This window comes from Breoghania sp., from assembly GCF_963674635.1.
Taxonomy (GTDB): domain Bacteria; phylum Pseudomonadota; class Alphaproteobacteria; order Rhizobiales; family Stappiaceae; genus Breoghania.
Genome location: NZ_OY771475.1, coordinates 2,451,956 through 2,476,541, shown reverse-complemented (window position 1 = coordinate 2,476,541; position 24,586 = coordinate 2,451,956). Strand labels below are relative to the sequence as shown.

Sequence of the window (24,586 nt, the reverse complement as noted above, 5' to 3'; positions counted from 1 at the left end):
AGGGCGCGGCAAAGGCCAGATGCAGGGCAGCCGGCCCGCGCGGTCATGGTAGAAGAACGGCCCCAGTCGGAGAATGTTCCGCAAACGTGGCGTTATGCCGATCCTGTCTTATTGGACGATGCGGCGCGCTTCGCGGATCGCCTTCGGCAATAGCGCTTTCACATCGCGCGCTGTCATGCCCGGCTTGATGTCCGGGTGATAAAGCATGTTGAGAATCAACTGGTCAAAGCGCGTGAATGTGTCGTGTTGCGACCGGTCGTTGAAGACAGAATCATCGAGGCGGTCATCGTCATTCATCGGGCCGAGGCCCTGCAAAATCTCTTCCACCAGGCAGCGGCGAAAGAGATGATCGCCCTCGTCGGAAACGATCACGGCGGTGGAGGCGCTGATGCCGTGCCTGTCTGCCTCCACTCGTACCAGACAACGCCCAGGCACCTTGGCTGTCTCGCGGTGATAGATCTCACGGGATACCGTCTCGCGATATTGCGCCCGGTCGACGATGAAGAGGCGGAAATTGGGTTTCTCGCCGCCGGTCGCCAGGCGCGCCTTCAGGCCGGGGATTCGTTTGGGTAGCCTGTTTATGAAATCGCCGGCCTCGCCGGAGCGGTCGCGTTGGGCGTGGTTCGTCACCTTGAACAGCACCGGTTGGACGAATTTTTTCACCTGATAGGGCTTCCAGGACCACATCCGGTATTCCAGCCCGAAAACGGTCTTCATGAAGCCGCTCGCGAGCTCTGCATCGGAATAGTCGGGTTTCGCCGCGCGGGCAGGAGCGGCGTCGGCTGTGGGTGCGAAGGAGACTTGAGAGAGAACGAACAGACAACTGGAAATGGCGAGAACCTGCACTACATGCGCAATCACACGGGATCCGATTCCCGATTGAGTGGCCCGGGACGCGGATGGTGTCAGGTGCCGCGGCCGGGAGCGGCGGTATCTGAGTCTGTTTCTGGTCTGGGGTGAGACGTGTGTGGATAGCTTCAATGGCCTACCATGGTGTGAACTGGTGCTTTTCGCAGGATGTTGAGGCTGCGTTAACTGTAAATAACAGTCAACATTATGATTTATCGCTTGAATATGGCCCCATTTCGGGGCTTGAAAACATTTCCTTAATTGGCCGTCGGTAGGTTGCTGACGATCTACACCAGATAACCGGACTGATACATGAGCCGTCTGAAAAAGCCCTTTCGTGTGGAAGCAGCGCTGATCACGAACAAAGCCGAAGGTCAAACTGCCGTGGACCCGCTGGCTGGCGCGCGTCACCGCGAATTGCTAGATGAATTGGCAGCTCTTCGCCAGCTCGTTCAGCCGACTCAGCAAGTCAGCGAAACGGTTCTGGAAGAGTACAAGAAAGAACATGCCGCCGCGCTGAGCCTCAAATCCGAGCTCGACGAGATCTATGAGGCAATCAACCGGACGAAGCACGAGATCGCCACGCTCCACCACTCTGGGTTCGAGGGCGAGGAGATGAAGCGCGTCACCAACGAACTGGACGCCATCGTCGTCGGCACGGAAGGGGCGACGGATCAGATCCTCGCGGCCGCGGAAATCATCGACGAGAACGCCGGTTTTCTGACACGCAGCCTGACTGGTGACGATGAAGTCCACGCCCAGGAAATCCAGGAACGGGTCCTCACCATCTTCGAAGCCTGCAACTTTCAGGATCTCACCGGCCAGCGCATCACCAAGGTCGTCAAGACCTTGTCCTTCATCGAGGATCGCATTGTCCGCATGATGGATATCTGGGGCGGTGTGGAGTCGTTCAAGGATATGGAAGTCGAGGAGCGCATGCGGCGTGAAGGCGATGCGGCGTTGCTCAACGGACCGGCGCTTGAAACCGACGATGGCGTTGCCTCGCAGGACGACATCGACGCGCTGTTTGCCTGATACCGGCGGATCTCGCTTGAAACGATCGCAGGCTTCCAGGCTCCGCCCGGTGGCCTGCGCATCTGTTGGGCCTTTGCGTTTCTCCCCGAGATGAGTGACGTCCTCTGGTCGTCAAAAAGCCCTTCCCCCGACGACCTTCGCCACCTGGCTTCGCCTCTTTCGATCCCATCCACGCGCATCCCGGCTCGCCGATTGCCGCTCGTACTGGTCTTGCGGTGCGGGAGGTGCTAGGAACAAAACAGAAACAATATTCTGTGCGGAGAGATCGGCAATGGCGCAGTCGGGGGAAGGTGACGGGGCATTGGCTCCGGGACTGGTGCGGGGTGAGGATGGACTGGTGCGTTGCGCCTGGCATGGCGGATTGCCGGATTATGTCGCCTATCACGACAATGAGTGGGGGTGGCCGGTCGATGACGATCGCAGGCTTTTTGAAAAGATCTGTCTGGAAGGCTTTCAGTCAGGGCTTTCCTGGCTGACCATATTGCGCAAGCGCGAGGCGTTTCGCGCGGGGTTCGCCGGTTTTGATTTCGCCAGGGTCGCCGCCTTTGATGAGCGCGATGTTGAGCGGCTCGTCAATGACGCGGGCATCGTGCGTCACCGGGGAAAGATCGTCTCCACCATCAACAACGCGGCACGGGCCTTGGAAATGGTGGAGGAATTCGGGTCTCTTGCCGCCTATTTCTGGTCTTTTGAGCCCTGTGCAGCAGACCGACCCGCCTGCGTCACACGACATGAGATTGCCGCCAATCCGACGACGCCTGTCTCTGTGAGGCTGTCGAAGGATCTCAAGAAGCGGGGATGGAGTTTTGTCGGCCCGACCACGGTCTACGCCTTCATGCAGGCGATGGGGTTGGTGAACGATCATCTGGAAGGATGCTGCTGCCGCCCACGGATTGAAGCCGCCCGTGGCGTCTTCCAGCGCCCGAAGTCTGGCCAAGGGGGACGTTCGACATAACGCCGCACTTTGCACCGGTGTGGGTGAATTTGGTCCAAAAGTCAGAATCGGAATGTTTTGGTCTGTTGACGGGGAAGAATATTTCCGGTTAGGGAGTGTCCACGCTATAAAATGATCCGAACGATTGTTTGATCTAGGGAGACCTCCGATGACTTTTGCTCGCATGGCGCTTGCCGGCGCAGTGGCATTCGCATTGTCCATGCCGCTGGCCACGACTGGCGCGCAGGCGGAACAGACCACCTTGCGCATTACCCTGCAGCTGCCGATCAAGTCCCATATCGGTCAGAATCTCCTGGACTTCAAAAAGGATGTGGAAGCGCGTTCGGGTGGCGAGATCTCCGTGGAGATTTATGATTCCGCGCAGCTCTACAAGGACAGCGAGATCCCGAAGGCCGTCGCCTCCGGCGCCATCGAGATGGGGACTGCCTCTTCAAGCCGTTTTGTCGGCGATGTGCCCGCGATCGACATCTTCTACGTGCCCTTCATGTTCAACACCGAGGAACTCGTTCGCAAGGCGACCGAGCCCGGCAGCCCCGTGCGCGCACCGCTGGATGAGGCGGTGTTGGAAACCGGTGCCCGTGTCCTGTGGTGGCAGGCCTATGGCGGCAGCGTGATGCTGTCCAACGGAGGCCCGATCAAGAGCCCGGCAGATCTGAAGAACAAGAAGGTGCGTGTTTACGGCAAGACGCTCGGCAAGTGGATCGAGGCAGCCGGCGGTGCGCCGACGCTGATCTCCGGTTCGGAGCAGTACATGGCCTATCAGCGCGGCACGGTCGATATCGGTATGTCGGGCGCTTCTGGCGTCAAGTCTCGTCGTCTGTGGGACGTCATGGATACCATGACCATGACCAACAACGCCGACACCGAATTCGTGGTCATTATCAACGAGAAGTTCTGGCAGGCGCTGCCGGAGCAGCATCGTGAATGGATTGCCGAGGCGGGCCGCAAGGCCGAGAAGCAGGTGCGTGACGCGATGTCCTCCATCGAGGAGGCTGCGGTTGCCGAAGCCGAGAAAGCGGGCATGACCGTCTACTATCCGACGGATGAAGAAATCGCTGCCTGGGGCGCCTCCGTTCAGCCGGTGATCGACGATTACCTGCAGAATTCCGGCGAACTCGGCAAGAAGGTCTATGAAGGGGCGATGGCCCTGCGCGACTGAGCGCGTAAGACCCAGCCGAAAAGGACAATTGCCCCCAGGCGGAAACGCGTGGGGGCATCGCGCTTGTAACGGGGTGCCTCCGGGACACATGCAGCCCCGCCCCTCACATTCCCTTCATCTGAAAAGACCGGGCATCTGCCTCTGGTGTTGCGGCATTGTCGGAACACCGACCGGGGTGTGACAAACGACTTTCAAGGCTTATCGGGAGCCAGGAAATGCTGATCTGGATTGACCGTCTGTCGACCGTGTTGGGACGGGTGGCGGGGCTCGCCTACTTCGCGACCGGGCTCATGCTCGCCTACGAAGTCTTCATGCGCTACGTCTTCATCGCACCCACAATCTGGGCTGCGGAGCTGTCGCAGCTGTGCATGATCTGGGGCACATGGCTGGCCGCAGCCCTGTTGCTGCACACCCGCCAGCACATTCGCATCACGATTCTCACCGATCGGCTCCCGCGCAGTGTCCGGCGCATTCAGGAAACGCTCGTTCTGCTGTTCGTCGCCGGATATGCAGGCCTCGTTGCGTGGTATGGCGCCCCTCTCGCCTATGAAAGCCTGATGCGCGGTCGCACCACCGGGAGCATGCTGGATCTTCCCATGGTCTGGACCGAGGCCGCCGTGCCGCTCGGCTGTGCCCTGCTTTGTATTCAGGCTCTGGTAGAGGCGACCCGGACGATCCTGAAGGGCCCGCCATTGCCTGGCTCGCCCGCCGAAGCCGCCCACTGACCGGCCCCGGGATCTCCAATCAAGAGATCCCCAGAGCTTCTCACCAAGAGATCCAAATGACGACGCTTTTCATTCTCCTGGGGCTTTTCGCGCTCCTGCTGGCCGGTGTCCCGATTGCCTTTGCCCTTGGCGGCATGGGACTGACGCTTCTGATGGTGGGTGGGTTCTCGCCGCTCATGGTGCCGCAGGGCCTGCTGTCTTCCGTCGACAGCTTCATCATGTTGTCCGTGCCGCTCTTCATCTTGATGTCGAACGTTTTGCTGAAAGGCGGTGTGGGCAAGGATCTGTTCAGTGCGGTTCAGGCCTGGGTCGGCCACTGGCCGGGTGGTCTGGCGATTGCCACGATCCTGTCCTGTGGCATGTTCGCAGCCATTTCCGGCTCCTCGGTCGCAACCGCTGCAACCATCGGCACCGTGGCCATTCCGGAAATGACGGAACGTGGCTATCCGCGTAAATTCGTGCTGGGCCTGCTGGCCGCAGGCGGTACGCTTGGCATTCTGATCCCACCCTCAATCCCGATGATCGTCTATGGCGTCATCACCGAGGAATCGATCACCTCGCTGTTTCTCGCCGGTGTCATGCCGGGTCTCATGCTGATGGGGCTCTTCATCCTTTTCGCGGTTCTCTATTCCACGTTTTCCGCTTCCTACCAGCGCAGCCCTCGGGCCGACTGGGGGACCCGACGCCGCACGGCCATCCGGGCGCTGCCGACAGTGCTCCTCGCGTCCTACATCATCCTGGGCATCTATCGAGGCTACTTCACCCCGACCGAGGCCTCCGCCATCGGCCTGCTGGGCGCACTCGTCGTCACTGGCGTGGTGCTTCGCACGATGACGATCAGGAAGCTGTGGGACGCGCTCAAGCAATCCATGGTGACCTCGGTCTCCATTCTGGTGATCGTCGCTGGCGCGAAAGTGTTCGGCAAGGCGATCACGCTTTACCGAATCCCTCAGGACATCTCCATGGCGATCTCCCATGCGGTGGATACGCCGGGCCTCTTCATATTGCTGGTAGCCGGTGTTCTGCTGCTGATGGGGCTCTTCCTGGAATCCCTGTCGATGATGCTGATCATGGTGCCGGTGCTCTCCGGCTCGGTGATGATGCTGGGCCTTGATCCGGTCTGGTTCGGCGTCTTCTTTGTCCTGATGGTGGAATGTGCGCTGATCACGCCGCCGGTCGGCATGAATATCTACGTTATCCAGGCGGTCGGTAAGGCGGATTTGGGAGAGGTGACCATAGGCGTGCTGCCCTTCCTCTTCCTGATGCTGCTTTCGGTGGCCGCGGTCTATTTCTGGCCCGACATCGTGCTCTGGATTCCGTTCAAGATGTAACCGGCATTCGCTTGAAGGCAGCCTGAAAAATCAAGAAATACAGTCTCACTGCACAGGTCTCGACGCCATGTCCCAATCCCCCGCCTCCCGTCTGCGTGCGCTGCTTGCCGAGCCGCGCATCCACATGATGCCCTGCTGCTTTGACGGCCTGTCCGCAAAGCTCGTCGGCGATGCCGGTTTCGACATTACCTTCATGTCGGGCTTTTCCACCGCCGCCGCCCGCATCGGTGCGCCGGATACGGGCCTGATCTCCTATGGCGAAATGCTCGACAGCGCCCGCGACGTGGCCGCCGCCACCCCCATCCCCGTGATTGGTGACGGCGATACCGGCTATGGCAACGCGCTGAACGTCAAGCGGACCGTGAAGGGTTATGCGCAGGCCGGAATGGCCGCGATCATGATCGAGGATCAGGTCGCGCCCAAGCGTTGCGGTCATACCAAGGGCAAGCTGGTCGTCGATCGTTCGGAAGCCGTGGAGCGCATTCACGCCGCCGTCGATGCGCGCAAGGAAGGGGCCGACATTCTCATTCTGGCGCGCACCGACGCCCGCCACACCCACGGTCTCGACGAAGCGATCGAACGCGCCGCCGCCTTCAAGGAAGCGGGGGCGGATATTCTCTTCGTTGAGGCGCCGAAGTCGCGTGAGGAGATGGAACGCATCTGCAAGGACGTGCCGGGGTGCCACATGGCCAACCTTCTGGAAGGCGGCGAGACGCCGATGTTGTCTCCCGCCGAGTTGCAGGAAATTGGCTTTTCCATTGTGGCCTATCCGCTGACGCTTCTGTCGGTGGCCACACGCGCCATGGTGGAGGCTCTGGCCGATCTGAAGGCCGGGCGTCATCCGGACGGCAAGCTGCTGTCCTTCCCCGAGCTGCGCCGCCATGTCGGTTTCGACGCTTACTATGAGGAAGAAGCCCGCTATTCCGATACGCGGGACTGAGCCTGAGATCTTCCAGACGAGACCCCGCGCAGCCGGTCTGGCCGATTGCGCGGGGTCTTTTTGTTCTTGAGGGTCTCAGCCGCCCTCGCGCCAACGCACCACGGCCGCGCAGACGAGCCCGAAGATCAGGTGCCCGATCAGAGAGGCCCAGGTCAGCGGAATGAAGCCGAGAAACGGCGGCTGACCTGCGAAGAAATGGGCCATCACGTAAAGCGCGAAGATCCAGAGCCCCACGCCGAAACCGAGCCCGACGATCCACCACGGCAGGAAGGGCGTGATCACGCGGGCGATGGGACGTGCGATAAAGAGGAAGCCCAGCGGATAGAAGACCACGCCGACAATCGCGTGGATGGCTTCCGCGATCGGGCGGCTTGAGAGCCCGAAGACGCCTTGCACGAGGGCTGCCGGTTCCAGCGGGCCACCAATCCACAAGGGCGTGATGGCGCGCGCCCACACCTCCCAGGCAAGGTCGGCTGCGATGCCCGCAAGGATCGCGGTTACGAACATGAAAAGAGTAAGGGGCGGAAACAGCTGTTGCGCGCCGGCGCGCGCCTGAAGGGTCGTCATGGCAATTTCTCCAAATGGCCTCGCACTGGCAATACGCGGGACACCAAGAGCCCGGGTGCGCGGCATGGCCGCAAGAATTGCGGCTGGTGACAGGTTGTCTGCGACATGCCGACGAAACGGCCCTAGCGTCAAATAACAAGGTGATGAGCCGCAAGTGAACGGCGGAAATAGTTCGCGCGCCCACCTGAGAATTTGGCATAGTGCAGCGTGACTTGATGCGCATTCCAGGGCCGGTTCCGGATCCGATGACCGACGAAAATCACGCAAATGATGATCTTTGGCACGCCTTGCCTTTGGGGGAGGTGCAGGACCGTCTCGGTTCGTCGATCTCTGACGGCCTGAGGGCTGCCGAGGCGGCGACACGGTTGGAAAAGGCCGGGCCGAACCGGTTGGCCGAGGTCGGGCGCCCCTCGGCATGGATGCTGCTCATCCGCCAATTTCGCTCAGCCCTGATCGGCGTTCTGGTGGCCGCCGCACTTCTCTCCGCGGTGGTCGGCGAGGTCGCCGACATGGTGGTGATCCTCGCCATTGTCGTGATCAACGGCGCGCTCGGGTTCTTGCAGGAAGCGCGCGCAGAACGCGCTCTTGAGGCCCTGACGCGCATGCTCGCGCCCAAGGCGCATGTGGTGCGGGGCGGCGTGCCCATCCGCGTCTCCGCAGAGGAGCTTGTGCCGGGCGATCTGGTCTTGCTGGCAACCGGCGACACGGTGCCGGCCGACCTGAGGCTCGTCTCCGCTATCGATCTTTCCATCGACGAGGCGATGCTGACGGGCGAATCTGCGCCCGTGGAAAAGGCCGTGGAGCATGTCGCCGCCGATACGCCGCTCGCCGAACGTGCGCCCTCCGCCTTCATGGGGACGGTGGTGACCAACGGCCACGGCAATGGGCTTGTGGTCGCCACCGGCATGCGGACCGAATTCGGGCGGATCGCGGCGCTCGCCCAGTCTATCGACCGCGAGGAAACCCCGCTCCAGCGCGAGCTTGGCGGTCTTGGACGGATGCTGGGCGGCGTTGCGCTGGCGATTGCGGCGCTCGTCGCGGTCATGGGGCTTGCCCGTGGCTATCCCTTCGAGGAGATGCTGCTTTTCGGCATCTCGCTGGCGGTCGCCGCCGTTCCCGAAGGTCTGCCCGCCGTGGTGACTGTGACGCTCGCCATCGGGGTCGCGGCCATGACGCGCCGCCGCGCCTTGATGCGCCGTCTTGTGGCTGCAGAAACGCTGGGGGCCGCCAGCACCATCTGCACCGACAAGACCGGCACCCTTACCCGCAATGAAATGACCATCACCGGTATTGAGTTGCCCGGCCTTTCCATCGCGGTGGAGGGTGTCGGGTATGAGCCGAAAGGCCGGTTTCTGAAAGACGGTCAAGCCATCGATCCCAAATCCGAGCCACGCCTGAAGGCGCTAATGGAGACCGGGCTCTGGTGCAACGCGACCAGCATGATCGACGGCGAGGACGGCCCCAGGCCGTTGGGGGCGCCCACCGAAGCAGCCTTCCTCGTGGCGGGCGCGAAAGCTGGCCTCAGTGTCGATCACACCTTGATCGAAGGAGAGGTGTCCTTCACCTCGGCGCGCAAGCGCATGAGCGTTCTGGCCAAGGAGGAGGACGGGAGTTTCATCCTGCACGTCAAGGGCGCCCCGGAAATCGTCTTGGAGCGTTGTTCGCAGGTCTGTGGGCAGGATGGTGTCACGGCGCTGGACAACAATGCGCGTGTCGCTATCGACGCGCAATTCACGGCCCTGGCGGAGAAGGGCATGCGGGTTCTGGCCGTGGCGCGCCGCCCGCTGAGCGAAGCCGCTGTCTCCGGCACACGTCATGTCTGCGAAGATATGGAAGCCGATCTCACCTTCCTGGGCCTCGTGGGCATTATCGATCCGCCGCGCGAGGAAGTCGCGGGCGCGGTCGCGCAGGCACGCGCGGCTGGCATCGGGGTGATCATGATCACCGGCGATGCGGGCCCCACGGCCACCGCCATTGCGCGGTCCATCGGCCTTGAGGCGAAGACCACCGTTACCGGCTCGCAAATGGACGATATGGACGATGCGGCGCTGGCTGAAGCTCTCGCGAAAGAAGCGGTCTTCGCCCGCGCCCGCCCGCAGGACAAGATCCGCATCGTCAGCGCGCTGCAGTCTGCCGGTCACGTGGCCGCGATGACGGGTGATGGCGTCAATGATGCACCTGCCCTCCGGCAGGCCGATATCGGCATCGCCATGGGCAGGCGCGGCACCGATGTGGCGCGCGGGGCCTCCGACATGGTGCTCACCGATGACAATTTCGCCTCAATCATCGGCGCGGTGGAGGAGGGGCGACGGCAATATGACAACATCCGCAAGTTCGTCGGCTACCTGCTGTCCTCCAATGCGGGCGAGGTGATCGGCATCTTTCTGGCGGTGCTTTTCGGCTGGCCGCTTCTGCTGCTGCCGATCCACATCATCTGGATGAACCTCGTCACTGATGGCCCGACAGCCCTTGCATTGGGGGCGGAGCCTGCCGAGGGCGCTGTGATGCGCCGCCCGCCACGCAAACCGGGCGCGCGTCTGCTGGGGCATCGCGATGCGCTGCGCGTGGCGATCCTCGGATCCTATATTGCGCTCGTCGCCATGGGGCTTTTCTGGTGGAACCTCTCAGAAGGCGGGGCACTCTTGCATGCGCAGACACTGGCATTCACCGCCTTTGTCGTTCTGGAAAAGGCCAACGCCTTCAACTTCCGACGCCTCGATGATGGGCCGCTCTCAGGGCTTCGCGAAAACCCCTGGCTGCCGGTCGCCATCTTCATCGCGCTTTCATTGCAGGTGGCCGTGGTTCACGTGCCGCTTTTCAATGAGTGGTTCTCGACTGTGCCGCTCACAATGGGCGACTGGGGCCTGATCGTGATGGCCGCCGTGCCGATGATCGCCCTCGGTCAACTGACCCGGGGATTGGCGAGCCGGTAAGGCACTTCAGCCCTGCCTGGGCGTCAGGATAGGCCCTTTCCCGGTTTGTGAGGCATGGCTGTCCTTGCCCTCATCCTTGTTTTTGTCTAGGAAACCGCTGCCTGTCCTGCTGCGATGGGCGACCCTGAAATCCAAGCGTTTTCCCGGAAAGCCGACGGCGATGGCCAAACCCAAGAAGCCCCAGAAACTCAAAGCTCGCCTGCCGCGCGGTTTCGTAGACCGTTCGCCCGCCGATATTCGTGCAACGGACGCGATGATGGCGAAGATCCGCGAGGTCTATGAGCGCTACGGTTTCGATCCGGTCGAGACGCCGATGTTCGAGTACACCGACGCGCTGGGCAAGTTCCTGCCCGATCAGGATCGCCCCAATGAGGGCGTCTTCTCGCTTCAGGACGACGACGAGCAGTGGCTGAGCTTGCGCTACGACCTGACCGCGCCGCTCGCCCGCCACGTGGCCGAGAACATCAACGAGATCCAGCTTCCCTACCGCACCTATCGCGCGGGCTGGGTGTTCCGCAATGAAAAGCCAGGCCCGGGCCGTTTCCGCCAGTTCATGCAGTTCGACGCAGACAGCGTCGGTGCGCCCTCCGTTCAGGCGGATGCGGAAATGTGCATGATGATGGCCGATGCGATGGAAGCCGTCGGCATCGCGCGCGGCGATTACGTGATCCGCGTCAACAACCGCAAGGTGCTCGACGGCCTGATGGATGCCATCGGTCTGTCGGACGAGGCCGATGCGCCGCGCCGTCTGGTCGTGCTGCGCTCCCTCGACAAGCTCGACAAGTTCGACTGGCCAGAAGTCGCCAAGCTGCTCGGCGACGGTCGCAAGGATGAAAGCGGTGACTTCACGCCGGGCGCGAAGCTGAGCGAGACGCAAATCGAAGGCATCCAGCAGTTCCGCGAACACTCGATCAAGATCGCCGAGACCTATTTCCCCGAAGCGGCAAGCCTTTTGGCAAGCGACCCGGCAGCCGCAGAAGCGCGATATGAAGAGGTTCTCAAGGGCTTCTCTTTCTTGGGCGAGAGCGCCGCGCTCACCGCGGGCGTGAGCGAGCTGATCACGCTCCATCGTCTGGTGGCCGTTGCCGGATACGCCAAGGCGGGTGCGGAGACGGTTGAACGCGTGAAACTCGACCCCTCCGTGATCCGCGGTCTCGAATATTACACCGGTCCCGTCTACGAGGCGGAGCTGCTCTTCGACGTGACCAACGAGAAGGGCGAGAAGGTGCAGTTCGGCTCCGTCGGTGGCGGCGGGCGCTATGACGGGCTCGTCAAGCGATTTACCGGGCAGGACGTTCCCGCAACCGGCTTCTCCATCGGCGTCTCGCGCCTGATGACCGCACTGAAGAACCTCGGCAAGCTCGGCGTAGACGATGTGCTGGCCCCGGTGCTCGTCACCGTCATGGACGGCAATGATGCGGCGGCGCAGGCGAAATACCAGCATTTCGTCCAGCAGCTTCGCTCCGCCGGTATCCGCGCGGAGCTTTATCAGGGCAACTGGAAGAAGTTCGGCAACCAGCTCAAATATGCCGACAAGCGCGGCTGCCCGCTGGCGATCATTCAGGGCTCCGACGAACGTGCCGCCGGTGAGATCCAGATCAAGGATCTGATCGAGGGCAAGCGCATTTCGGAGACGATCGAGGACAACGCCGAATGGCGTGAGGCTCGCCCGGCGCAGGTGACCGTGGCGGAGGGCGATCTTGTCGCCACCGTGCAGAAGATGCTTGAAGACCAGAAGGCGGACCGCGACCGCGCGACCGCGACCGAATGAGGAATACGATGGCTGATGACCGCTTGGATGCCCTGGCTCCCCTGTTTCAGGCCGGCGGCTATCACCATATCGCCCCGCCGATCCTGCAACCGGCGGATGTCTTTCTCGATCTGGCCGGTGAGGACATTCGCCGCCGTCTGTTTCTGACCTCCGGTCAGGACGGTCTCGACCTCTGCCTGCGTCCGGATTTCACCATTCCGGTCGCGCGCAATCATCTGGCCGAAGGCGCTGCGGCGCGCGAGGCGGCTTACTTCTATTCCGGCCTCGTCTTCCGCCAGCGCCCAGATGAACTGGGCGAGATCCATCAGGTGGGGGCGGAAAACATCGGTCGTACCGATCGTCTGGCGGCAGATGCCGACATGCTGGCGCTGTCCGTTGAGGCCGTCGACAAGCTGGGTGGACGCGCGCCCGCGATCCGCGTCGGCGACGAGGCGCTCTTCATCGGCGTGATCGAGGCGTTGGGCCTGCCCAAAGTCTGGCGTCGTCGCCTGCGCGATCTCTTCGGCGACCGCAAACGCCTCGATCGCGCCATCGCGCGCATGGCGGGCAGCGAGGCGGCGGAAAAGGACGCCCGTCTGGGTTTCCTCGCGGCGTTGGAAGGCGCGGATCCGGATGCGGCGCATGCCGTGGTGGAGGATCTTCTCTCAATCGCAGGCATCGAGGCGGTCGGGGGACGCTCTGCCGGTGAAATCGCGGAACGTTTTCTGGAACAGGCGGCGCTGGCCACGGGCGCGGGCATCGGCCCGCAGACGGCTGCCACGCTGACGCGCTTTCTCGATATCTCGGGACGTCTCGATGAGGCGGGCGCGGCGCTGGAAGCCTTTGCCAAGGACGCAGGGCTCGATCTTTCCGGTCCCATCTCAGATTTCCGTGAGCGCGCGAAGCTGATCGCGGAACGTGGCCTGCCGATTGAGGCGATCACCTTTGCCGCCGATTTCGGGCGGCGTCTCGATTATTACACCGGCTTTGTCTTTGAGTTGCATGATGCGGGCGCGGCCATGGCCCACCCGCCGGTTGCCGGTGGCGGGCGCTACGACAAGCTGCTGGCCCTTTTGGGGGCGGGCGAGGACGTTCCTGCCGTCGGCTTTTCGATCTGGATTGAACGTATCGCGCAAGGAGCCAAGGCATGAGCGACAATCTGATCATCGCCATTCCCTCCAAGGGGCGGCTTCAGGAAAACACCCACGCCTTTTTCGCCCGTGCAGGCCTCACCATCGAACGCCCGGGCGGTGATCGCAACTACCGGGGCCGCATCAAGGGGCTCGACGGCGTGGAAATCGCCTTTCTCTCGGCCTCCGAAATCGCGCGCGAGATTTCCGCAGGCTCCGTCCACATGGGTGTCACGGGCCTCGATCTCGTCCATGAGAGCATCGACCGTCCCGCCGAGATGACCCATCTTGTCGCCTCTCTGGGCTTCGGCCCGGCGGATGTGGTCGTGGCCGTGCCGAAGGCCTGGATCGATGTTTCCACCATGGCCGATCTCTCCGATGTGGCTTCCGATTTCCGGGGCCGTCATGGTCGCCGGATGCGGATCGCGACCAAATATGTCCGCCTGACGCGGGGCTTTTTCGCTGATCACGGCATCGTGGACTACCGGATCGTGGAATCGGCGGGCGCAACCGAAGGCGCGCCTGCTGCGGGCTCTGCGGAATTCATCGTCGATATCACGACGACGGGGTCCACGCTGGTCGCCAACAATCTGAAAATCCTTGATGACGGCGTGATCCTGAAGAGCAAGGCGCACCTTGTTGCTTCCATGAATGCGCATTGGTCCGGCACGGCTCTGGCCGCCGCGCGCGCGATCCTTGACCGGATCGCGGCGGAGGAAAAGGCCCGCGCGGTGAAGGAAATCCGCGCGTTGGTGGCAGATCCGAAAGCGGTGGCGATCGTTGCGGGCGAAAGCTATGGCTGCACCACGCCCTTCGGCGCGGTGGAGGGGCAGCCGCTTGTCCTTCATTGCCCGGCAGCCGATGTGGCCGATTGCGCAACCTACCTGCGCGATGCGGGGGCGACGGCTGTGGTCGTCTCCACGCTCGACTATGTCTTCGAGACCACCAACCCGTTCTTCGATCCACTGGTAACGCGCATTCAGGGATAGGCCATCATGAACCTCGCATCGCTCGGCGCGCTCGACCTTTCCGCCCTCATACATGACCGGAAGGTCTCCTGCGCCGAGGTGATGGAGGCGACGCTTTCCCGCATCGACCGGCTCAACCCGAAGATCAACGCCGTGATCAGCCTGCGTGACGCAGATGCGCTGATGGATGAGGCGCGCGTCTGCGATGTCGAGCTGGCCGCAGGCCGTTCGCGCGGCTGGTTGCACGGCATTCCGGTGGCGGTGAAGGATCTCGCCGATACCAAGGGCCTTGTCACCACGCAAGGGTCTCCGCTTTTCGCCCGCCATATCCCGTTGGAAGACGATGCCCATGTTGCGCGCATGCGGGCTGACGGCGCGTTGATCATCGGCAAGACGAATACCCCGGAATTTGGTCTCGGATCGCACAGCTACAACCCGGTTTTCGGCGTGACGCGCAATCCTTGGGATACGTCGAAGACGGCGGGCGGCTCCTCCGGCGGCGCGGGGGCGGCGCTCGCCATGCGGCTTGTCGCTGTTGCCGATGGCAGCGACATGATGGGCTCGTTACGCAATCCGGCGGCCTTCAACAACATCGTCTCGCTGCGCCCGACCTTTGGCCGCGTTCCCGCGCTGCCCTCAACCGATGTCTACGGCCCCGGCCTTGCGACCGACGGGCCGATGGGACGTTCCGTGGCGGATGTGGCGGCTCTGTTCTCAACACTTGCAGGGTATGACCCACGCGCGCCCCAGACCTTGCCGGGCGATGGCTCGGAGTTTCGCGCGGTGGAGCCAATCGAGCCGGAAGGCTTGCGCATTGGTTGGCTGGGAGATCTCGATGGTTATCTGCCGTTCGAACCCGGTATCCTCGATCTCTGCCGGGATGCGCTGAACATCTTCTCCGACATGGGCTGTGTGGTGGAAGAGGCAAGGCCGGGCTTTGCCATGGATCGTGTCTGGCGCTCGTGGACGACGCTGCGCCATGCGGTCGTCGCATCGAACCTCAAGGGCCTTCACGCCGATCCGGCAAAGAGCGAAAAGCTGAAGCCGGAAGCCATCTGGGAAATCGAGAACGGGTTGAAGCTGTCGGCGAGCGACGTCTTTGCGGCCTCCACCGAGCGCACCGCATGGCTGCGCGCGATGTTACGGCTTTTCGCGCGCTACGATTATCTGGTGCTGCCGTCTGCACAGGTCTTCCCGTTTCCCGCCGAATGGACATGGCCCAAGGAAGTCGCTGGCCGTCCCATGGACACCTATCATCGCTGGATGGAGGTGGTTGTGCCGGTAAGTCTTCTGGGCCTGCCGACGCTGGCATTGCCTGCGGGCTTCGGCGGGGCGGGGCTTCCCATGGGCTTCCAGCTCATAGCGCCCGCGCGCGCGGAAAAACAGCTTCTGGCGCTTGGCGCTGCCTATGAGGCGGCGATCGACTGGCTGGACCGGGTGCCAGATGGCGCTGAATAGCGGCGACTAGACCGTTTTCAGATAGTCCGGCTTCTTGTCGAAGGGGCTTGCGAACATTGCCATCCAGAGGCTGGAGGCGATCCGCTCCGCATGCGCGATGATGACGGGGCGCGCGTCGGGCTCGAAAATCTCCGCAACGGTTGTCCTGAAATGCTCAAGCCAGATGCGGAAGTCGTCTTCCACCACTTCCTTCATCACGAAATGGGCGGGCACCGGCTTGCCCTTGTATTCGCCGGTCTTCAGCAGAACGGAGGCCCAGAAGAGTTTCATTTTCGCCAGATGCGGGCCCCAATCCTCGATCCGTCCGGCAAAGACGGGGCCGAGCCGGGGATCTCCTTGAACGCGGCCATAGAAGCTCTCCACCAGCTCGTTGATCTGCTCCCGCGTGATGGAAGCGTGGGCCGGAACGCGCTGAACGGCTGGGCGGATATCGGGCAGGGTCATGGGCGGCGGACTTTCCGGGCTTGTGGAGAGCGGGAGGATCACCTTGCGGCGTAGGCGGGTGCGCCCGCGATATAGGGCAGGGGATGGATTTGCGCCAGAGTACTGTCATCATCGGCAATCTTGCCGGGCCTTGCGATGCTGTGTTTCTGGGTCGCTATCACGAATTGTCCCCGCGCTGATCCGGTGCCTTGCAAATGCGCGACGTTTGGCTATGGTCCGCGCGACTTGGGTTCCCGGCGCGGGCGAGGCTCGCAGCCGCCACCAGCGGACGTTTCATGCAACTGACCGAGACAGCCTCCAGCGAGGCCGAGACGCAGTCGGGCTCTTCCATGCCCGCTTCTCCCACGCCTTTGCCTTTCAAGCCGGCGGAACTGACCGTCGTGCTGCCGACCTATAACGAAAAGGCCAACGTTCCGCTGATCGTTGAAAAGCTGGATGCCGCCCTTGCCGGCATCGCGTGGGAAGCCGTCTTCGTGGATGACAATTCGCCCGACGGCACGGCAGACGTCGCCAAGGAAATTGCGCGCCGCGATCCGCGCATCCGCTGCATCCGCCGCGTCGGGCGGCGCGGGCTCTCGGGTGCCTGCGTGGAAGGCATGCTGGCAAGCTCAGCGCCTTTCGTCGCCGTCATGGACGCCGATCTCCAGCACGATGAAAGCCTGCTGCCGCGCATGCTGAACCTCTTGCGAGCGGACGAGGCCGACCTCGTCGTCGCCAGCCGCTTTGTGGAAGGCGGCACGGTGGGGGACGGGCTTTCGGCCACCCGCGCATGGGGGTCCGGTGTTGCCAACTCGCTGGCGCGCGTGCTGCTGGGCGTTGAGCTTTCCGATCCCATGAGCGGCTTTTTCGCCATCCGCCGCGACAAGGTGGATGCGGTCGCGCCGAAGCTCTCCAGCCAAGGCTTCAAGATCATGCTCGATATCGCGGCTTCCGCGAAGGGCGCGCTGCGGGTGAAAGAACTGCCCTTCGTTTTCCGCGAAAGGCTTCACGGCGAAAGCAAGCTCGATACGCTGGTCACACTGGAATATCTGGGCCTGCTGGTCTCCAAGCTCACCCGCGATATTGTCTCCGTCCGCTTCCTGATGTTCGGGCTTGTCGGCGCTTCCGGCGTGGTCGTGCATCTTGCGAGCCTGCGCGCCGCCCTCGTCGCGCTGCCCTTCGGCCAGGCTCAGCTGTTTGCCACGGTCGTTGCCATGACGTGGAACTTCTTCCTCAACAACCAGCTGACCTATCGCGACCGCCGCCTCAAGGGCTTTGCCGCGGTGAAGGGGCTCCTGAGCTTCTATCTGGTGTGCTCGGTCGGCGTTGTCGCCAATGTGGGCGTGGCCGACTGGATCTATGGCATGGATACCTCCTGGTGGCTGGCAGGCACCGCAGGTGCGGCCATGGGCGCGGTGTGGAACTATGCGGCAAGCTCCGTTCTTACCTGGCGCAAGGGCTGAACCATGTTGTCAGCCACGATGAGCGACAGGCGCGCGTGGCGCGAGTGGAACGACCAGAGGCCGCTCCAGTGGTGGCTGAAACCCGCGGCCCTCATCGTCTTCGTGCTGGCGCTCACTGCCATCCGCATCTGGGCGGGCGGCCACGCATGGCTTTCCGAAGATGAAGCCTATTATCGGCTCTGGGGGCTGAACCCGGCTGCCGGCTATTATGATCACCCGCCGATGATCGGCTGGTGGATCGCCGCAGGCCAGGCGCTCGTGGGCGATACCGCGCTGGGTGTGCGCCTATTCGGCATTGTGGCGACCGCACTCGGCTCGCTGGCACTGTGGCGCACAGGGGTGCTGTTGCATGGTCACCGTGCCGCGGGCTGGGCGGTCCTCTTCTTCAACGCCACAATCCTGATTGGCATAGGCAGCCTCATCGCCACGCCCGATACGCCCTCGGTTCTCTTCTGGGGCCTGACGATCTGGGCGCTGGCGGAATGGCTCGACCGCGGCAACGCCAACTGGTTTCTCGCCGTCGGCCTTTTCGCCGGGCTTGGCCTCATCTCCAAGTATTCGGTGCTGTTCCTGGGAGCGGGTATCATCCTCTGGCTGCTGGTGAGCCCACGCGCGCGGCGGGCCTTTGCCACATGGCAGCTATGGGCGGGTGGCATCCTGGCCATGCTGGTCACCGCACCCGTCATTTGGTGGAACGCGACCCATGACTGGGCCTCCTTCGTCAAGCAGTTCGGTCGTGCCGTGCCGCATCAATGGACGGGACGCTTCATCGGGGAATTCATCGGTGCGGAACTGGGCCTTCTCAATCCGGCGATTGCGCTGATTGCGCTGGTCGGTATTGGCATCGCGGTCAAGCGCACGGTGATGAACCGCGAGGAGGCCTGGAGCCTGCTTCTGTGTTCCTCGCTGCCATTTTTCTTCTACCTGCTCTTCCATTCGCTGCATGCGCGGGTTCAGGCCAACTGGCCCGCACCGCTATTCCCCGCTCTCGTTTTGATGGCGGCCTTTGTGGCGGCGGATGCGGAGGGGCGTGAGGGGCTTTTGACAAAGCTCTGGCGGGGACTTTCGAAATTCGGCGTGCCGCTGGGTGTTGCCGTCTCGCTTGTGATCTACGTTCACGCAGTCAGTCCGCTGACGGGATCGCTGGCGCGCAAGGATCCGACCTTTCAGCTGCGCGGCTGGCAGGAAATCGCCAGCGAGCTTGGCGATATGGCCCAACGCGAGGGGGCGGCATGGGTGGCGACGTCCGCCTATGGGATGACGGGACAGCTCGCCTTTGCGCTTGAACAGGCGGGCTCCGATCTCGCGGTCTACCAGCTTGACGAGCGCATCCGCTACGCCATGGCTCCCGCGCCCGATCCGGCGATCGTTGCCCGCCCGGCCCTCTATGTTGCTGTGGCTCGGCGCGATCATGCCGACACGCTGCGCACACGTTTCGCGCGGGTGGAGCGGATTGGCGAGATCGCGCGCACGGTACGCGGTGTCAAACTCGAAACCCTGCGCATTTACCGCCTTGTCGGGCCGCGGGGCGGGCCGGACGCGGTTTTTTCGCAAGACACCAGGTGACTCTTCCGGCTAAGGGTTGAGCAAACGGGGCTTTCCGGCGCATTGTCTTTGACGCGCGGTTGAAGTCCCACCCGTGCTACACAGCAATTGCATTATCCCCCGTATGCTTCGAAACCTGGCCGAGGTGGCGCGAGAGCCATGAAACGTATTGTCCTGACCGCGCTGGATTACGGCATCGCTTTCGGTGTCGACAGGGCTATCCGCACACTGCTGGCCGATAGCCGCCTGACGGCGGTCGGTTGCTTGGCTGCGTCCGATCGCTGGTCGCGCGAATATTTGCCGCTCCGAGAACAAGTCGAGGACAAAAGTTCACGTACCCGCATCGGTTTGACGCTAGCATTCTGCCGCCCATTTGCGCCCGTGTCCGATCCTGCCCGCGCTATCTTCGGGGAGCGCTTGCCGGGACCGCGCTATTATACGTTGCGCAGGCCTGCCGGCCTGCTGCCCGCAGCCGCCATAAAGGCGGAGATTGCCGCACAGATTCAGTGCTTTGAGGACTACTACGGTCGTCGACCCGCCTTTATCGCCATGTATGATCAAATGGATCGTAACATCGCGCTCGCCAAACTGGTGGTGGAGGTCTTGGTTGAACGCTTTGGCGAAAACTTGCCCGATCTGCTGTTCAGTGAGCCTGAACGGGTGCGGAGCCGTCTTCTGGCGCGCCGTATCCGCAAGCTGGGTGGGGAAGCCAATCGCGAGGCGGTCACACTGCCGTTAACGGAGGAAGCCAGCCAGTTGCATCGCTTCTTCTGGCGCGCGCTTGAGGGGCGCCGGGACAGTACAACCGTCTGGTGCGCCCCGGCCGAGCCGGACGAAAACCTGCGCAGCATGACCTCCGATTCGGAAGCCCATGCCCGTCTGGCCCAGTTCAACTACCTGAACAGTCCCGATTTCCTTCTCGCTTTGACGGAAAAGGACATCTTTCTTTTCTGAAGCGTCCCGGAGGGGGGAGGCCCATTGTTCGCCGTCAGCGCTTTCAGACCTCGGTGGACATCGCTCGTGATCGTGCCCGATCAACGAAGCCTAACTGGTCAAGCCAAGCGGATAGCCGCTCCACCTCCTCGTCACGCAGTTCGCGCTTGCCGTCATGCATCATCACGTCGACCTTGGCCCCTTGTCCTTCCAGCCAGGACTGGAGGTTGCGGATATTGTCCTCGGTTGCCACCGGATCGTCCGTGCCTGCGGTGATCAGGACCGGCTTTCTTACAATGCCCTCGTTTGGGGCGGGTTTGTAGGGAACCATCGGGTGCATCAACACGTAACCGCCGAGTAATTGCGGCCGGGTGAAGAGCAGGTAGGCGAGCATGTTGGCGCCGTTGGTATAGCCGACACCCACCGCACGGCTTGGGTCCCGTCCATGCCGGCTCAGCACGTCGGTGAGAAAACCGGAAAGCGCGGCACCGCGATCGAACAGGTCTTCAAGATCATATTCGTCCGCCGATACGCGCCGATAGAAACGGGCCACACCCTGTTCATCGACATTTCCCTCCACCGCCAGCAGGGCGGCCTGTGGCGCGGCCATGCGTCCCATTCGCATGAAATGCGCGGCATCGCCGCCGCTGCCATGAAGGAGGACGAGGGTGGTGGCGTCATTGCCGTCACCTGCATCGTACATGTGCTCGTAGGGGTCCATAGGTCCGCACCTTCGATAGCTCAATACCCGGGAAGTGCGGTCAGGGGAGGCTGTCTGCACACAATCCCGTACTGGATAATGAGTTATATCTTGGCCGATATTGGCGTTAAATCCGGCGCGACGCGTGGCCGCTATGCGCAAATGAGGGAGGAAAAGAGGGCGGCGTTAATCGATTGCCCACGGTTTTACACCCCGTGAAACGGAAAACGCCTTCCTGCGGGGGACAGGAAGGCGCTTCTTGGTTCGGCCGGATTGTGAGCCGACCGACGCTTCAGAAACCGGTTCGGGGGGGCGGTTTCTGCGCGGGGGGAGACCGGCGGGGGCGGGTCTCGACTATCCTGCCGACGGGGAAGTCGGCGTATTGCGAACGTTCTATCGATGCCCAGTGGCGACTAAGGGGATGCCGGCGGGCAACGTCGTGTGTGCTTTGATCTGGTGTCGGCTAGCCAACGACCATAGTCTTAATCGAGGTGGCGGCATGCTTCTGTGATGACCGTCACACGCAGCTGCTTTCACTTTTCCTCCGAATGCGGCACTCTTGGTCACCGGGGCGGAAGGAGGGCGTATCGTCCCATTTCCCGCGTTTTCCAGGCCCGAGAAGCCGCTGTCTGTTCTGGCAGGTAAACGTCAACGCCCCGAATTGGGTTCCAAGGAGTTTTGCCTTTCGATGGTCGGGGATGGGGCGTGCGGGAGGAATAGTGTCGAGACAGGGTCGCCTGACATGGGGCTTTATCGGGGAGAGCGCGTGTGCCCAAGGTTGAAGGACTACTGGAAAACAGTCTCTCGCTTGGGGGACTGACGCCGGATCTGGCCGCCGGCCTGGAGGCCTTGGCACGTCCCATGTCCATCAAGGCGGGCACGATCCTGTTCGAGACGGGCGATCCCGGAAACGGCTGCTATGCAGTGCTGGAAGGCTCCCTGCGGGTTTCGCTGCTCTCGGCGGAAGGCGACGAACAACTTCTCGCAGTCCTGGGCCCCGGCCAGCTTGTCGGCGAAATGGCGCTGCTTGACGGCGAACCGCGCTCCGCCACCGTCACTGCCTTGAAGCCCGCGCGCCTCGCCTTCTTCGACAAGGCCGCCTTCGACCGCTTCGCGGAAGCGAACCCAGATCTTTATCGCCATATGTTGCGCATTATCGGCAGCCGTCTGCGCCTGGCGAACGACGTTCTTGCAGCCCGCTCCTTCCTGCCCCTGCAGGGCAGGGTCGCCAAGACCTTGCTGCTTCTGGCAGACAGTTTCGGCAAGGATGTGGAGGAGGGACGCACGCTGATCCACTACAAGGTGTCCCAAGCCGATATCGCCAACATGGCGGGGGCTGCGCGTGAGAATGTCTCTCGCGTCCTGAATGAATGGAAGCGGGCGGGCACGATCAGCCAGATTTCCGGCTATTACTGTATCGAGAAAATGGGGCGCCTGGAGCAGGAAGCGAGCATGTAAACGCCGCGATCTTGCCGAAAGCCGGCTGAGTTGATGCGTGAGCGACGCGAGGCGCCAATGCCTCGCGTCGGTGGCGAGCTGACAGCGGATGCGTTCAGCTCGCGCTGAGCGGCGTGCTTCCGCCCTGCGCGACAACCTGCATGTGCGGATAGGGAATACAAATCCCGGCCGCGTCGAGGCTCTCCTTCAGCCGCTTGATCAGGAACCACCGAACGCTCCACAGATCGGACGAAAGCACCCAGACCCGCAAGGTGACATCGACGGCGCTGTCGCCAAGGTTGGTGATCTCCACGAAGGGCTCCGGATCGGCGAGAATGCGCGTCTCCTCCGCGATCACAGTGCGGAACACCTCCTTCGCCTTGTCCATGTCGTCATCGTAGGAGATCCCCACGGTGATATCGCAGCGCCGGGTCGCATGTGCGGAGTAGTTTGTGACAGCGGAGCCCCAGACATCGCCATTGGGAATGATGATCATCACGTTGTCGGCAGTGGCGAGCTCGGTGAAGAACAGCGTGAGGTTCTTCACCGTGCCCGTGTTGCCAGCGAGTTCGACGAAATCACCCACGCGGAAGGGACGGAAGAACAGCAACATGACGCCAGCGGCAAGGTTGGAAAGCGTGCCCTGCAAGGCAAGGCCGATGGCCAGGGAGGCTGCACCGATGATGGCGACCAACGATGTCGTCTGGAAGCCGAAAAGCTGCAAGACGGTGATGACCACCAGCGCCAGAATGACGTACCGCGTGATTGAGGTCGCGAACCCTCCTATCGTGGCGTCGATATGATCGGACCGCTCACATGCACGTGCGACCAGAGATGATATCTTGCCTGCAGCCCACCATCCCACGATCAGCACGAGGATGGCGTAGATGACGCTCAGGCCGTAAAGGGTGCCAAGCTCCATGAAGTTGGCGAGCTGGACCTCTATGAGGTCGCGGGTCTTGAGGATCTGGTCTTCCATGGTTCTCCCTGTCTCCTTGGCATCTCGCGCAGGTGGACCGTCCACACCGCATAGGACGTAGCGCCAAAGGGCGCCAGCGGGAATGAAACACAGGAAAACATGAAACTTCGCGCAGGTGACGCAGCGCGCCGGCGCAATGATCATGACCTGCCCGCGCGAGCGCACATTTGCGCAAGGAAACGCAGACAAAGCAACAAGGTTCCCATCCCCAATTCAATTCACAGTAGAGCGTGAAGACTTGGGGGTATCAACCTTGCAATGGTTGGTAAGGGGCGGTTTTGTCTCGACCTCACCGGAAAACGGGAGGGAGCAAGGAAACCATTGCGGAAAGCAGTCGCCCGCAGGGGGGGGCTTCCGGCTTGTTCGGCCCGTGGCTCAGATCCCGATCCCGCTCATAGCCCCGGCAAGCGCAAGAAAGCTGTTGCCGCGGCGGGCCAGAAGATCGCTCACCAGACCTTCATCGATGATGCGCGAAGAACAGGAGCGCCACAGCTCCACAAGCACGGCCCGTCGCGTCTCGCGTTCCTCGTCGGTCAGCAGTACCACAGCAACTGGACGGCAGCGCGTTTCCTGCGCGGCAGAGGCCAGCATCAGATCGAAAACGAGCCCTGCAACGTGATCAGAGGCGTCTGCGGAAACGCAAAGCGGGACGGCCACCGCAGAAGCGGCGCCTTGGTGTGCGCGAAATGTGGAGGGATTGGCAGACATGTCATGCTCCTTCAGCAAAATGCCGAGGAGAACTGGCGAATACCGCTGTGTTGCCCGGTTTTGCGGGCCACATCCCTGAGGTTTCGACCTGGTTTCAAGATCATCATCTCAGGGGACCACCTTGCCGCGGTTGGCAGGTTGGCGAGGGCGCCAGCCCTTCTCTTGATGTTGGAAGCGTTTTGACATGTGCCTCCTGCGAAATCAAGGTGCCGAATTTTACCGAGGGTTTAGCCGTCGCGTTCGGCGATTTGCAGAGAACGCCGCGCTAATGGCAGAAATGTGTCAATATCTTCAAGAACATCTTCAGGCACAGAAATGAAGCGACCGACTTCGATCGTCCGCTCCGCGCGTGCATAGGAAAACGGTGTGCCGCCCAGCTCTTCCAATTCCGCGCGCAGTTGCACATCGGCCACGAGATAGAAAACGCCGTTCAGGATCGCGCCGAAATGCTGTCCGGCGCAGCGCACAGACAATCCGCCGAACAGGTGTTTGGTGTCGAGCGGCCCCAGTTGGGCAAGCTGGTCGAGCACATAATCGCGAAACTGCGAAGAAACGGCCATCGAGATTGGCTCCCACCTTTCGACGGAACAGGGATGAG

Annotated in this window: 23 protein-coding genes and 1 riboswitch; of the genes, 15 read left to right on the top strand and 8 right to left on the bottom strand. The window is 62.3% G+C overall.

From position 1 onward, the window contains the following. Positions 1 to 108 precede the first annotated feature (108 nt). On the bottom strand, positions 109 to 861 hold the full coding sequence (locus ABGM93_RS10745) for a DUF2927 domain-containing protein (protein ID WP_321499283.1): 753 nt from the start codon (positions 859 to 861) through the stop codon (positions 109 to 111). A 300-nt stretch (positions 862 to 1,161) separates the two neighbouring features. On the opposite strand from ABGM93_RS10745, the gene ABGM93_RS10740 reads away from it, so the two are divergent. The 6 genes from ABGM93_RS10740 (at position 1,162) to ABGM93_RS10715 (ending at position 6,994) form a co-directional block, all read left to right on the top strand. Then, positions 1,162 to 1,884 carry a protein phosphatase CheZ gene (locus tag ABGM93_RS10740; protein WP_321499281.1) on the top strand — a complete coding sequence of 241 codons (723 nt, stop codon included), beginning with the start codon at positions 1,162 to 1,164 and terminating at the stop codon, positions 1,882 to 1,884. A 271-nt stretch (positions 1,885 to 2,155) separates the two neighbouring features. Beyond that, positions 2,156 to 2,839, top strand: coding sequence for a DNA-3-methyladenine glycosylase I (locus tag ABGM93_RS10735; protein WP_321499279.1), 684 nt, complete (start codon positions 2,156 to 2,158; stop codon positions 2,837 to 2,839). A gap of 148 nt (positions 2,840 to 2,987) precedes the next feature. After that, complete coding sequence (dctP, locus tag ABGM93_RS10730; RefSeq protein ID WP_321499277.1) at positions 2,988 to 3,998, top strand: TRAP transporter substrate-binding protein DctP; 1,011 nt, start codon at positions 2,988 to 2,990, stop codon at positions 3,996 to 3,998. Positions 3,999 to 4,213: 215 nt separating this feature from the next. Next, complete coding sequence (locus ABGM93_RS10725) at positions 4,214 to 4,723, top strand: TRAP transporter small permease (protein WP_321499275.1); 510 nt, start codon at positions 4,214 to 4,216, stop codon at positions 4,721 to 4,723. Between the two features lie 56 nt (positions 4,724 to 4,779). Continuing rightward, the gene (locus tag ABGM93_RS10720) at positions 4,780 to 6,054 is read left to right on the top strand and encodes a TRAP transporter large permease (RefSeq protein ID WP_321499273.1); all 1,275 of its coding nucleotides are present in this window, start codon (positions 4,780 to 4,782) and stop codon (positions 6,052 to 6,054) included. A gap of 67 nt (positions 6,055 to 6,121) precedes the next feature. Continuing rightward, positions 6,122 to 6,994 (top strand): isocitrate lyase/PEP mutase family protein, encoded by an 873-nt coding sequence (locus ABGM93_RS10715; protein ID WP_321499271.1) that lies wholly within the window; start codon positions 6,122 to 6,124, stop codon positions 6,992 to 6,994. A gap of 75 nt (positions 6,995 to 7,069) precedes the next feature. Here ABGM93_RS10715 and ABGM93_RS10710 read toward each other — a convergent pair whose 3' ends face one another. Continuing rightward, complete coding sequence (locus ABGM93_RS10710; RefSeq protein ID WP_321505841.1) at positions 7,070 to 7,501, bottom strand: hypothetical protein; 432 nt, start codon at positions 7,499 to 7,501, stop codon at positions 7,070 to 7,072. A 305-nt stretch (positions 7,502 to 7,806) separates the two neighbouring features. On the opposite strand from ABGM93_RS10710, the gene ABGM93_RS10705 reads away from it, so the two are divergent. From ABGM93_RS10705 to ABGM93_RS10685, 5 genes are all read left to right on the top strand, one after another. Further along, positions 7,807 to 10,494, top strand: a complete 2,688-nt coding sequence (locus tag ABGM93_RS10705) for an HAD-IC family P-type ATPase (RefSeq protein WP_321499270.1) — start codon at positions 7,807 to 7,809, stop codon at positions 10,492 to 10,494. 160 nt (positions 10,495 to 10,654) lie between these two features. Next, entirely contained in the window at positions 10,655 to 12,265 is a 1,611-nt protein-coding gene (gene hisS, locus ABGM93_RS10700) for a histidine--tRNA ligase (RefSeq protein WP_321499268.1), read from the top strand. A gap of 8 nt (positions 12,266 to 12,273) precedes the next feature. After that, positions 12,274 to 13,395, top strand: coding sequence for an ATP phosphoribosyltransferase regulatory subunit (locus tag ABGM93_RS10695; RefSeq protein ID WP_321499266.1), 1,122 nt, complete (start codon positions 12,274 to 12,276; stop codon positions 13,393 to 13,395). Then, positions 13,392 to 14,363 carry an ATP phosphoribosyltransferase gene (hisG, locus tag ABGM93_RS10690; protein ID WP_321499264.1) on the top strand — a complete coding sequence of 324 codons (972 nt, stop codon included), beginning with the start codon at positions 13,392 to 13,394 and terminating at the stop codon, positions 14,361 to 14,363. Before ABGM93_RS10695 ends, hisG begins: the two co-directional genes overlap by 4 nt. Positions 14,364 to 14,369: 6 nt before the next feature. Continuing rightward, positions 14,370 to 15,800 carry an amidase gene (locus ABGM93_RS10685; protein ID WP_321499262.1) on the top strand — a complete coding sequence of 477 codons (1,431 nt, stop codon included), beginning with the start codon at positions 14,370 to 14,372 and terminating at the stop codon, positions 15,798 to 15,800. A gap of 6 nt (positions 15,801 to 15,806) precedes the next feature. Here the strand turns inward: ABGM93_RS10685 and ABGM93_RS10680 are convergent, their stop codons facing one another. Then, positions 15,807 to 16,244, bottom strand: coding sequence for a group III truncated hemoglobin (locus ABGM93_RS10680; protein WP_321499260.1), 438 nt, complete (start codon positions 16,242 to 16,244; stop codon positions 15,807 to 15,809). 38 nt (positions 16,245 to 16,282) lie between these two features. Beyond that, positions 16,283 to 16,405 (bottom strand): hypothetical protein, encoded by a 123-nt coding sequence (locus tag ABGM93_RS10675; protein ID WP_321499258.1) that lies wholly within the window; start codon positions 16,403 to 16,405, stop codon positions 16,283 to 16,285. A gap of 168 nt (positions 16,406 to 16,573) precedes the next feature. Between ABGM93_RS10675 and ABGM93_RS10670 the strand changes: the two genes are divergently transcribed. The 3 genes from ABGM93_RS10670 to ABGM93_RS10660 all read left to right on the top strand — a co-directional run bounded on the left by ABGM93_RS10670 (position 16,574) and on the right by ABGM93_RS10660 (position 20,185). Then, on the top strand, positions 16,574 to 17,686 hold the full coding sequence (locus ABGM93_RS10670) for a glycosyltransferase family 2 protein (protein ID WP_321505839.1): 1,113 nt from the start codon (positions 16,574 to 16,576) through the stop codon (positions 17,684 to 17,686). A 3-nt stretch (positions 17,687 to 17,689) separates the two neighbouring features. Continuing rightward, positions 17,690 to 19,252: a glycosyltransferase family 39 protein gene (locus ABGM93_RS10665; protein WP_321499256.1), complete on the top strand. Its 1,563-nt coding sequence runs from the start codon at positions 17,690 to 17,692 to the stop codon at positions 19,250 to 19,252. A gap of 138 nt (positions 19,253 to 19,390) precedes the next feature. Then, positions 19,391 to 20,185 carry a ChbG/HpnK family deacetylase gene (locus tag ABGM93_RS10660; protein ID WP_321499254.1) on the top strand — a complete coding sequence of 265 codons (795 nt, stop codon included), beginning with the start codon at positions 19,391 to 19,393 and terminating at the stop codon, positions 20,183 to 20,185. A gap of 43 nt (positions 20,186 to 20,228) precedes the next feature. Here ABGM93_RS10660 and ABGM93_RS10655 read toward each other — a convergent pair whose 3' ends face one another. Then, positions 20,229 to 20,885 carry an alpha/beta hydrolase gene (locus tag ABGM93_RS10655; protein ID WP_321499252.1) on the bottom strand — a complete coding sequence of 219 codons (657 nt, stop codon included), beginning with the start codon at positions 20,883 to 20,885 and terminating at the stop codon, positions 20,229 to 20,231. A 747-nt stretch (positions 20,886 to 21,632) separates the two neighbouring features. Here ABGM93_RS10655 and ABGM93_RS10650 point away from each other — a divergent pair. Beyond that, entirely contained in the window at positions 21,633 to 22,322 is a 690-nt protein-coding gene (locus ABGM93_RS10650; RefSeq protein ID WP_321499250.1) for a Crp/Fnr family transcriptional regulator, read from the top strand. A gap of 94 nt (positions 22,323 to 22,416) precedes the next feature. Here ABGM93_RS10650 and ABGM93_RS10645 read toward each other — a convergent pair whose 3' ends face one another. From ABGM93_RS10645 to ABGM93_RS10635, 3 genes are all read right to left on the bottom strand, one after another. After that, complete coding sequence (locus ABGM93_RS10645) at positions 22,417 to 23,280, bottom strand: mechanosensitive ion channel domain-containing protein (RefSeq protein ID WP_321499248.1); 864 nt, start codon at positions 23,278 to 23,280, stop codon at positions 22,417 to 22,419. 375 nt (positions 23,281 to 23,655) lie between these two features. Beyond that, on the bottom strand, positions 23,656 to 23,988 hold the full coding sequence (locus tag ABGM93_RS10640) for a hypothetical protein (RefSeq protein WP_321499246.1): 333 nt from the start codon (positions 23,986 to 23,988) through the stop codon (positions 23,656 to 23,658). Positions 23,989 to 24,024: 36 nt separating this feature from the next. Further along, positions 24,025 to 24,162, bottom strand: a riboswitch (SAM-I-IV-variant riboswitch). A gap of 53 nt (positions 24,163 to 24,215) precedes the next feature. After that, positions 24,216 to 24,548 (bottom strand): TfoX/Sxy family protein, encoded by a 333-nt coding sequence (locus tag ABGM93_RS10635; RefSeq protein WP_321499244.1) that lies wholly within the window; start codon positions 24,546 to 24,548, stop codon positions 24,216 to 24,218. Between the last annotated feature and the right edge of the window lie 38 nt (positions 24,549 to 24,586).

What these genes read in the sequence shown, in the direction of transcription:
- ABGM93_RS10740 (WP_321499281.1), top strand. Translation starts at nt 1,162, where the DNA reads ATGAGCCGTCTGAAAAAGCCCTTTCGTGTGGAAGCAGCGCTGATCACG.
- ABGM93_RS10735 (WP_321499279.1), top strand. Translation starts at nt 2,156, where the DNA reads ATGGCGCAGTCGGGGGAAGGTGACGGGGCATTGGCTCCGGGACTGGTG.
- dctP (WP_321499277.1), top strand. Translation starts at nt 2,988, where the DNA reads ATGACTTTTGCTCGCATGGCGCTTGCCGGCGCAGTGGCATTCGCATTG.
- ABGM93_RS10725 (WP_321499275.1), top strand. Translation starts at nt 4,214, where the DNA reads ATGCTGATCTGGATTGACCGTCTGTCGACCGTGTTGGGACGGGTGGCG.
- ABGM93_RS10720 (WP_321499273.1), top strand. Translation starts at nt 4,780, where the DNA reads ATGACGACGCTTTTCATTCTCCTGGGGCTTTTCGCGCTCCTGCTGGCC.
- ABGM93_RS10715 (WP_321499271.1), top strand. Translation starts at nt 6,122, where the DNA reads ATGTCCCAATCCCCCGCCTCCCGTCTGCGTGCGCTGCTTGCCGAGCCG.
- ABGM93_RS10710 (WP_321505841.1), bottom strand. Translation starts at nt 7,501, where the DNA reads ATGTTCGTAACCGCGATCCTTGCGGGCATCGCAGCCGACCTTGCCTGG.
- ABGM93_RS10705 (WP_321499270.1), top strand. Translation starts at nt 7,807, where the DNA reads ATGACCGACGAAAATCACGCAAATGATGATCTTTGGCACGCCTTGCCT.
- hisS (WP_321499268.1), top strand. Translation starts at nt 10,655, where the DNA reads ATGGCCAAACCCAAGAAGCCCCAGAAACTCAAAGCTCGCCTGCCGCGC.
- ABGM93_RS10695 (WP_321499266.1), top strand. Translation starts at nt 12,274, where the DNA reads ATGGCTGATGACCGCTTGGATGCCCTGGCTCCCCTGTTTCAGGCCGGC.
- hisG (WP_321499264.1), top strand. Translation starts at nt 13,392, where the DNA reads ATGAGCGACAATCTGATCATCGCCATTCCCTCCAAGGGGCGGCTTCAG.
- ABGM93_RS10685 (WP_321499262.1), top strand. Translation starts at nt 14,370, where the DNA reads ATGAACCTCGCATCGCTCGGCGCGCTCGACCTTTCCGCCCTCATACAT.
- ABGM93_RS10680 (WP_321499260.1), bottom strand. Translation starts at nt 16,244, where the DNA reads ATGACCCTGCCCGATATCCGCCCAGCCGTTCAGCGCGTTCCGGCCCAC.
- ABGM93_RS10670 (WP_321505839.1), top strand. Translation starts at nt 16,574, where the DNA reads ATGCCCGCTTCTCCCACGCCTTTGCCTTTCAAGCCGGCGGAACTGACC.
- ABGM93_RS10665 (WP_321499256.1), top strand. Translation starts at nt 17,690, where the DNA reads ATGTTGTCAGCCACGATGAGCGACAGGCGCGCGTGGCGCGAGTGGAAC.
- ABGM93_RS10660 (WP_321499254.1), top strand. Translation starts at nt 19,391, where the DNA reads ATGAAACGTATTGTCCTGACCGCGCTGGATTACGGCATCGCTTTCGGT.
- ABGM93_RS10655 (WP_321499252.1), bottom strand. Translation starts at nt 20,885, where the DNA reads ATGGACCCCTACGAGCACATGTACGATGCAGGTGACGGCAATGACGCC.
- ABGM93_RS10645 (WP_321499248.1), bottom strand. Translation starts at nt 23,280, where the DNA reads ATGGAAGACCAGATCCTCAAGACCCGCGACCTCATAGAGGTCCAGCTC.
- ABGM93_RS10640 (WP_321499246.1), bottom strand. Translation starts at nt 23,988, where the DNA reads ATGTCTGCCAATCCCTCCACATTTCGCGCACACCAAGGCGCCGCTTCT.
- ABGM93_RS10635 (WP_321499244.1), bottom strand. Translation starts at nt 24,548, where the DNA reads ATGGCCGTTTCTTCGCAGTTTCGCGATTATGTGCTCGACCAGCTTGCC.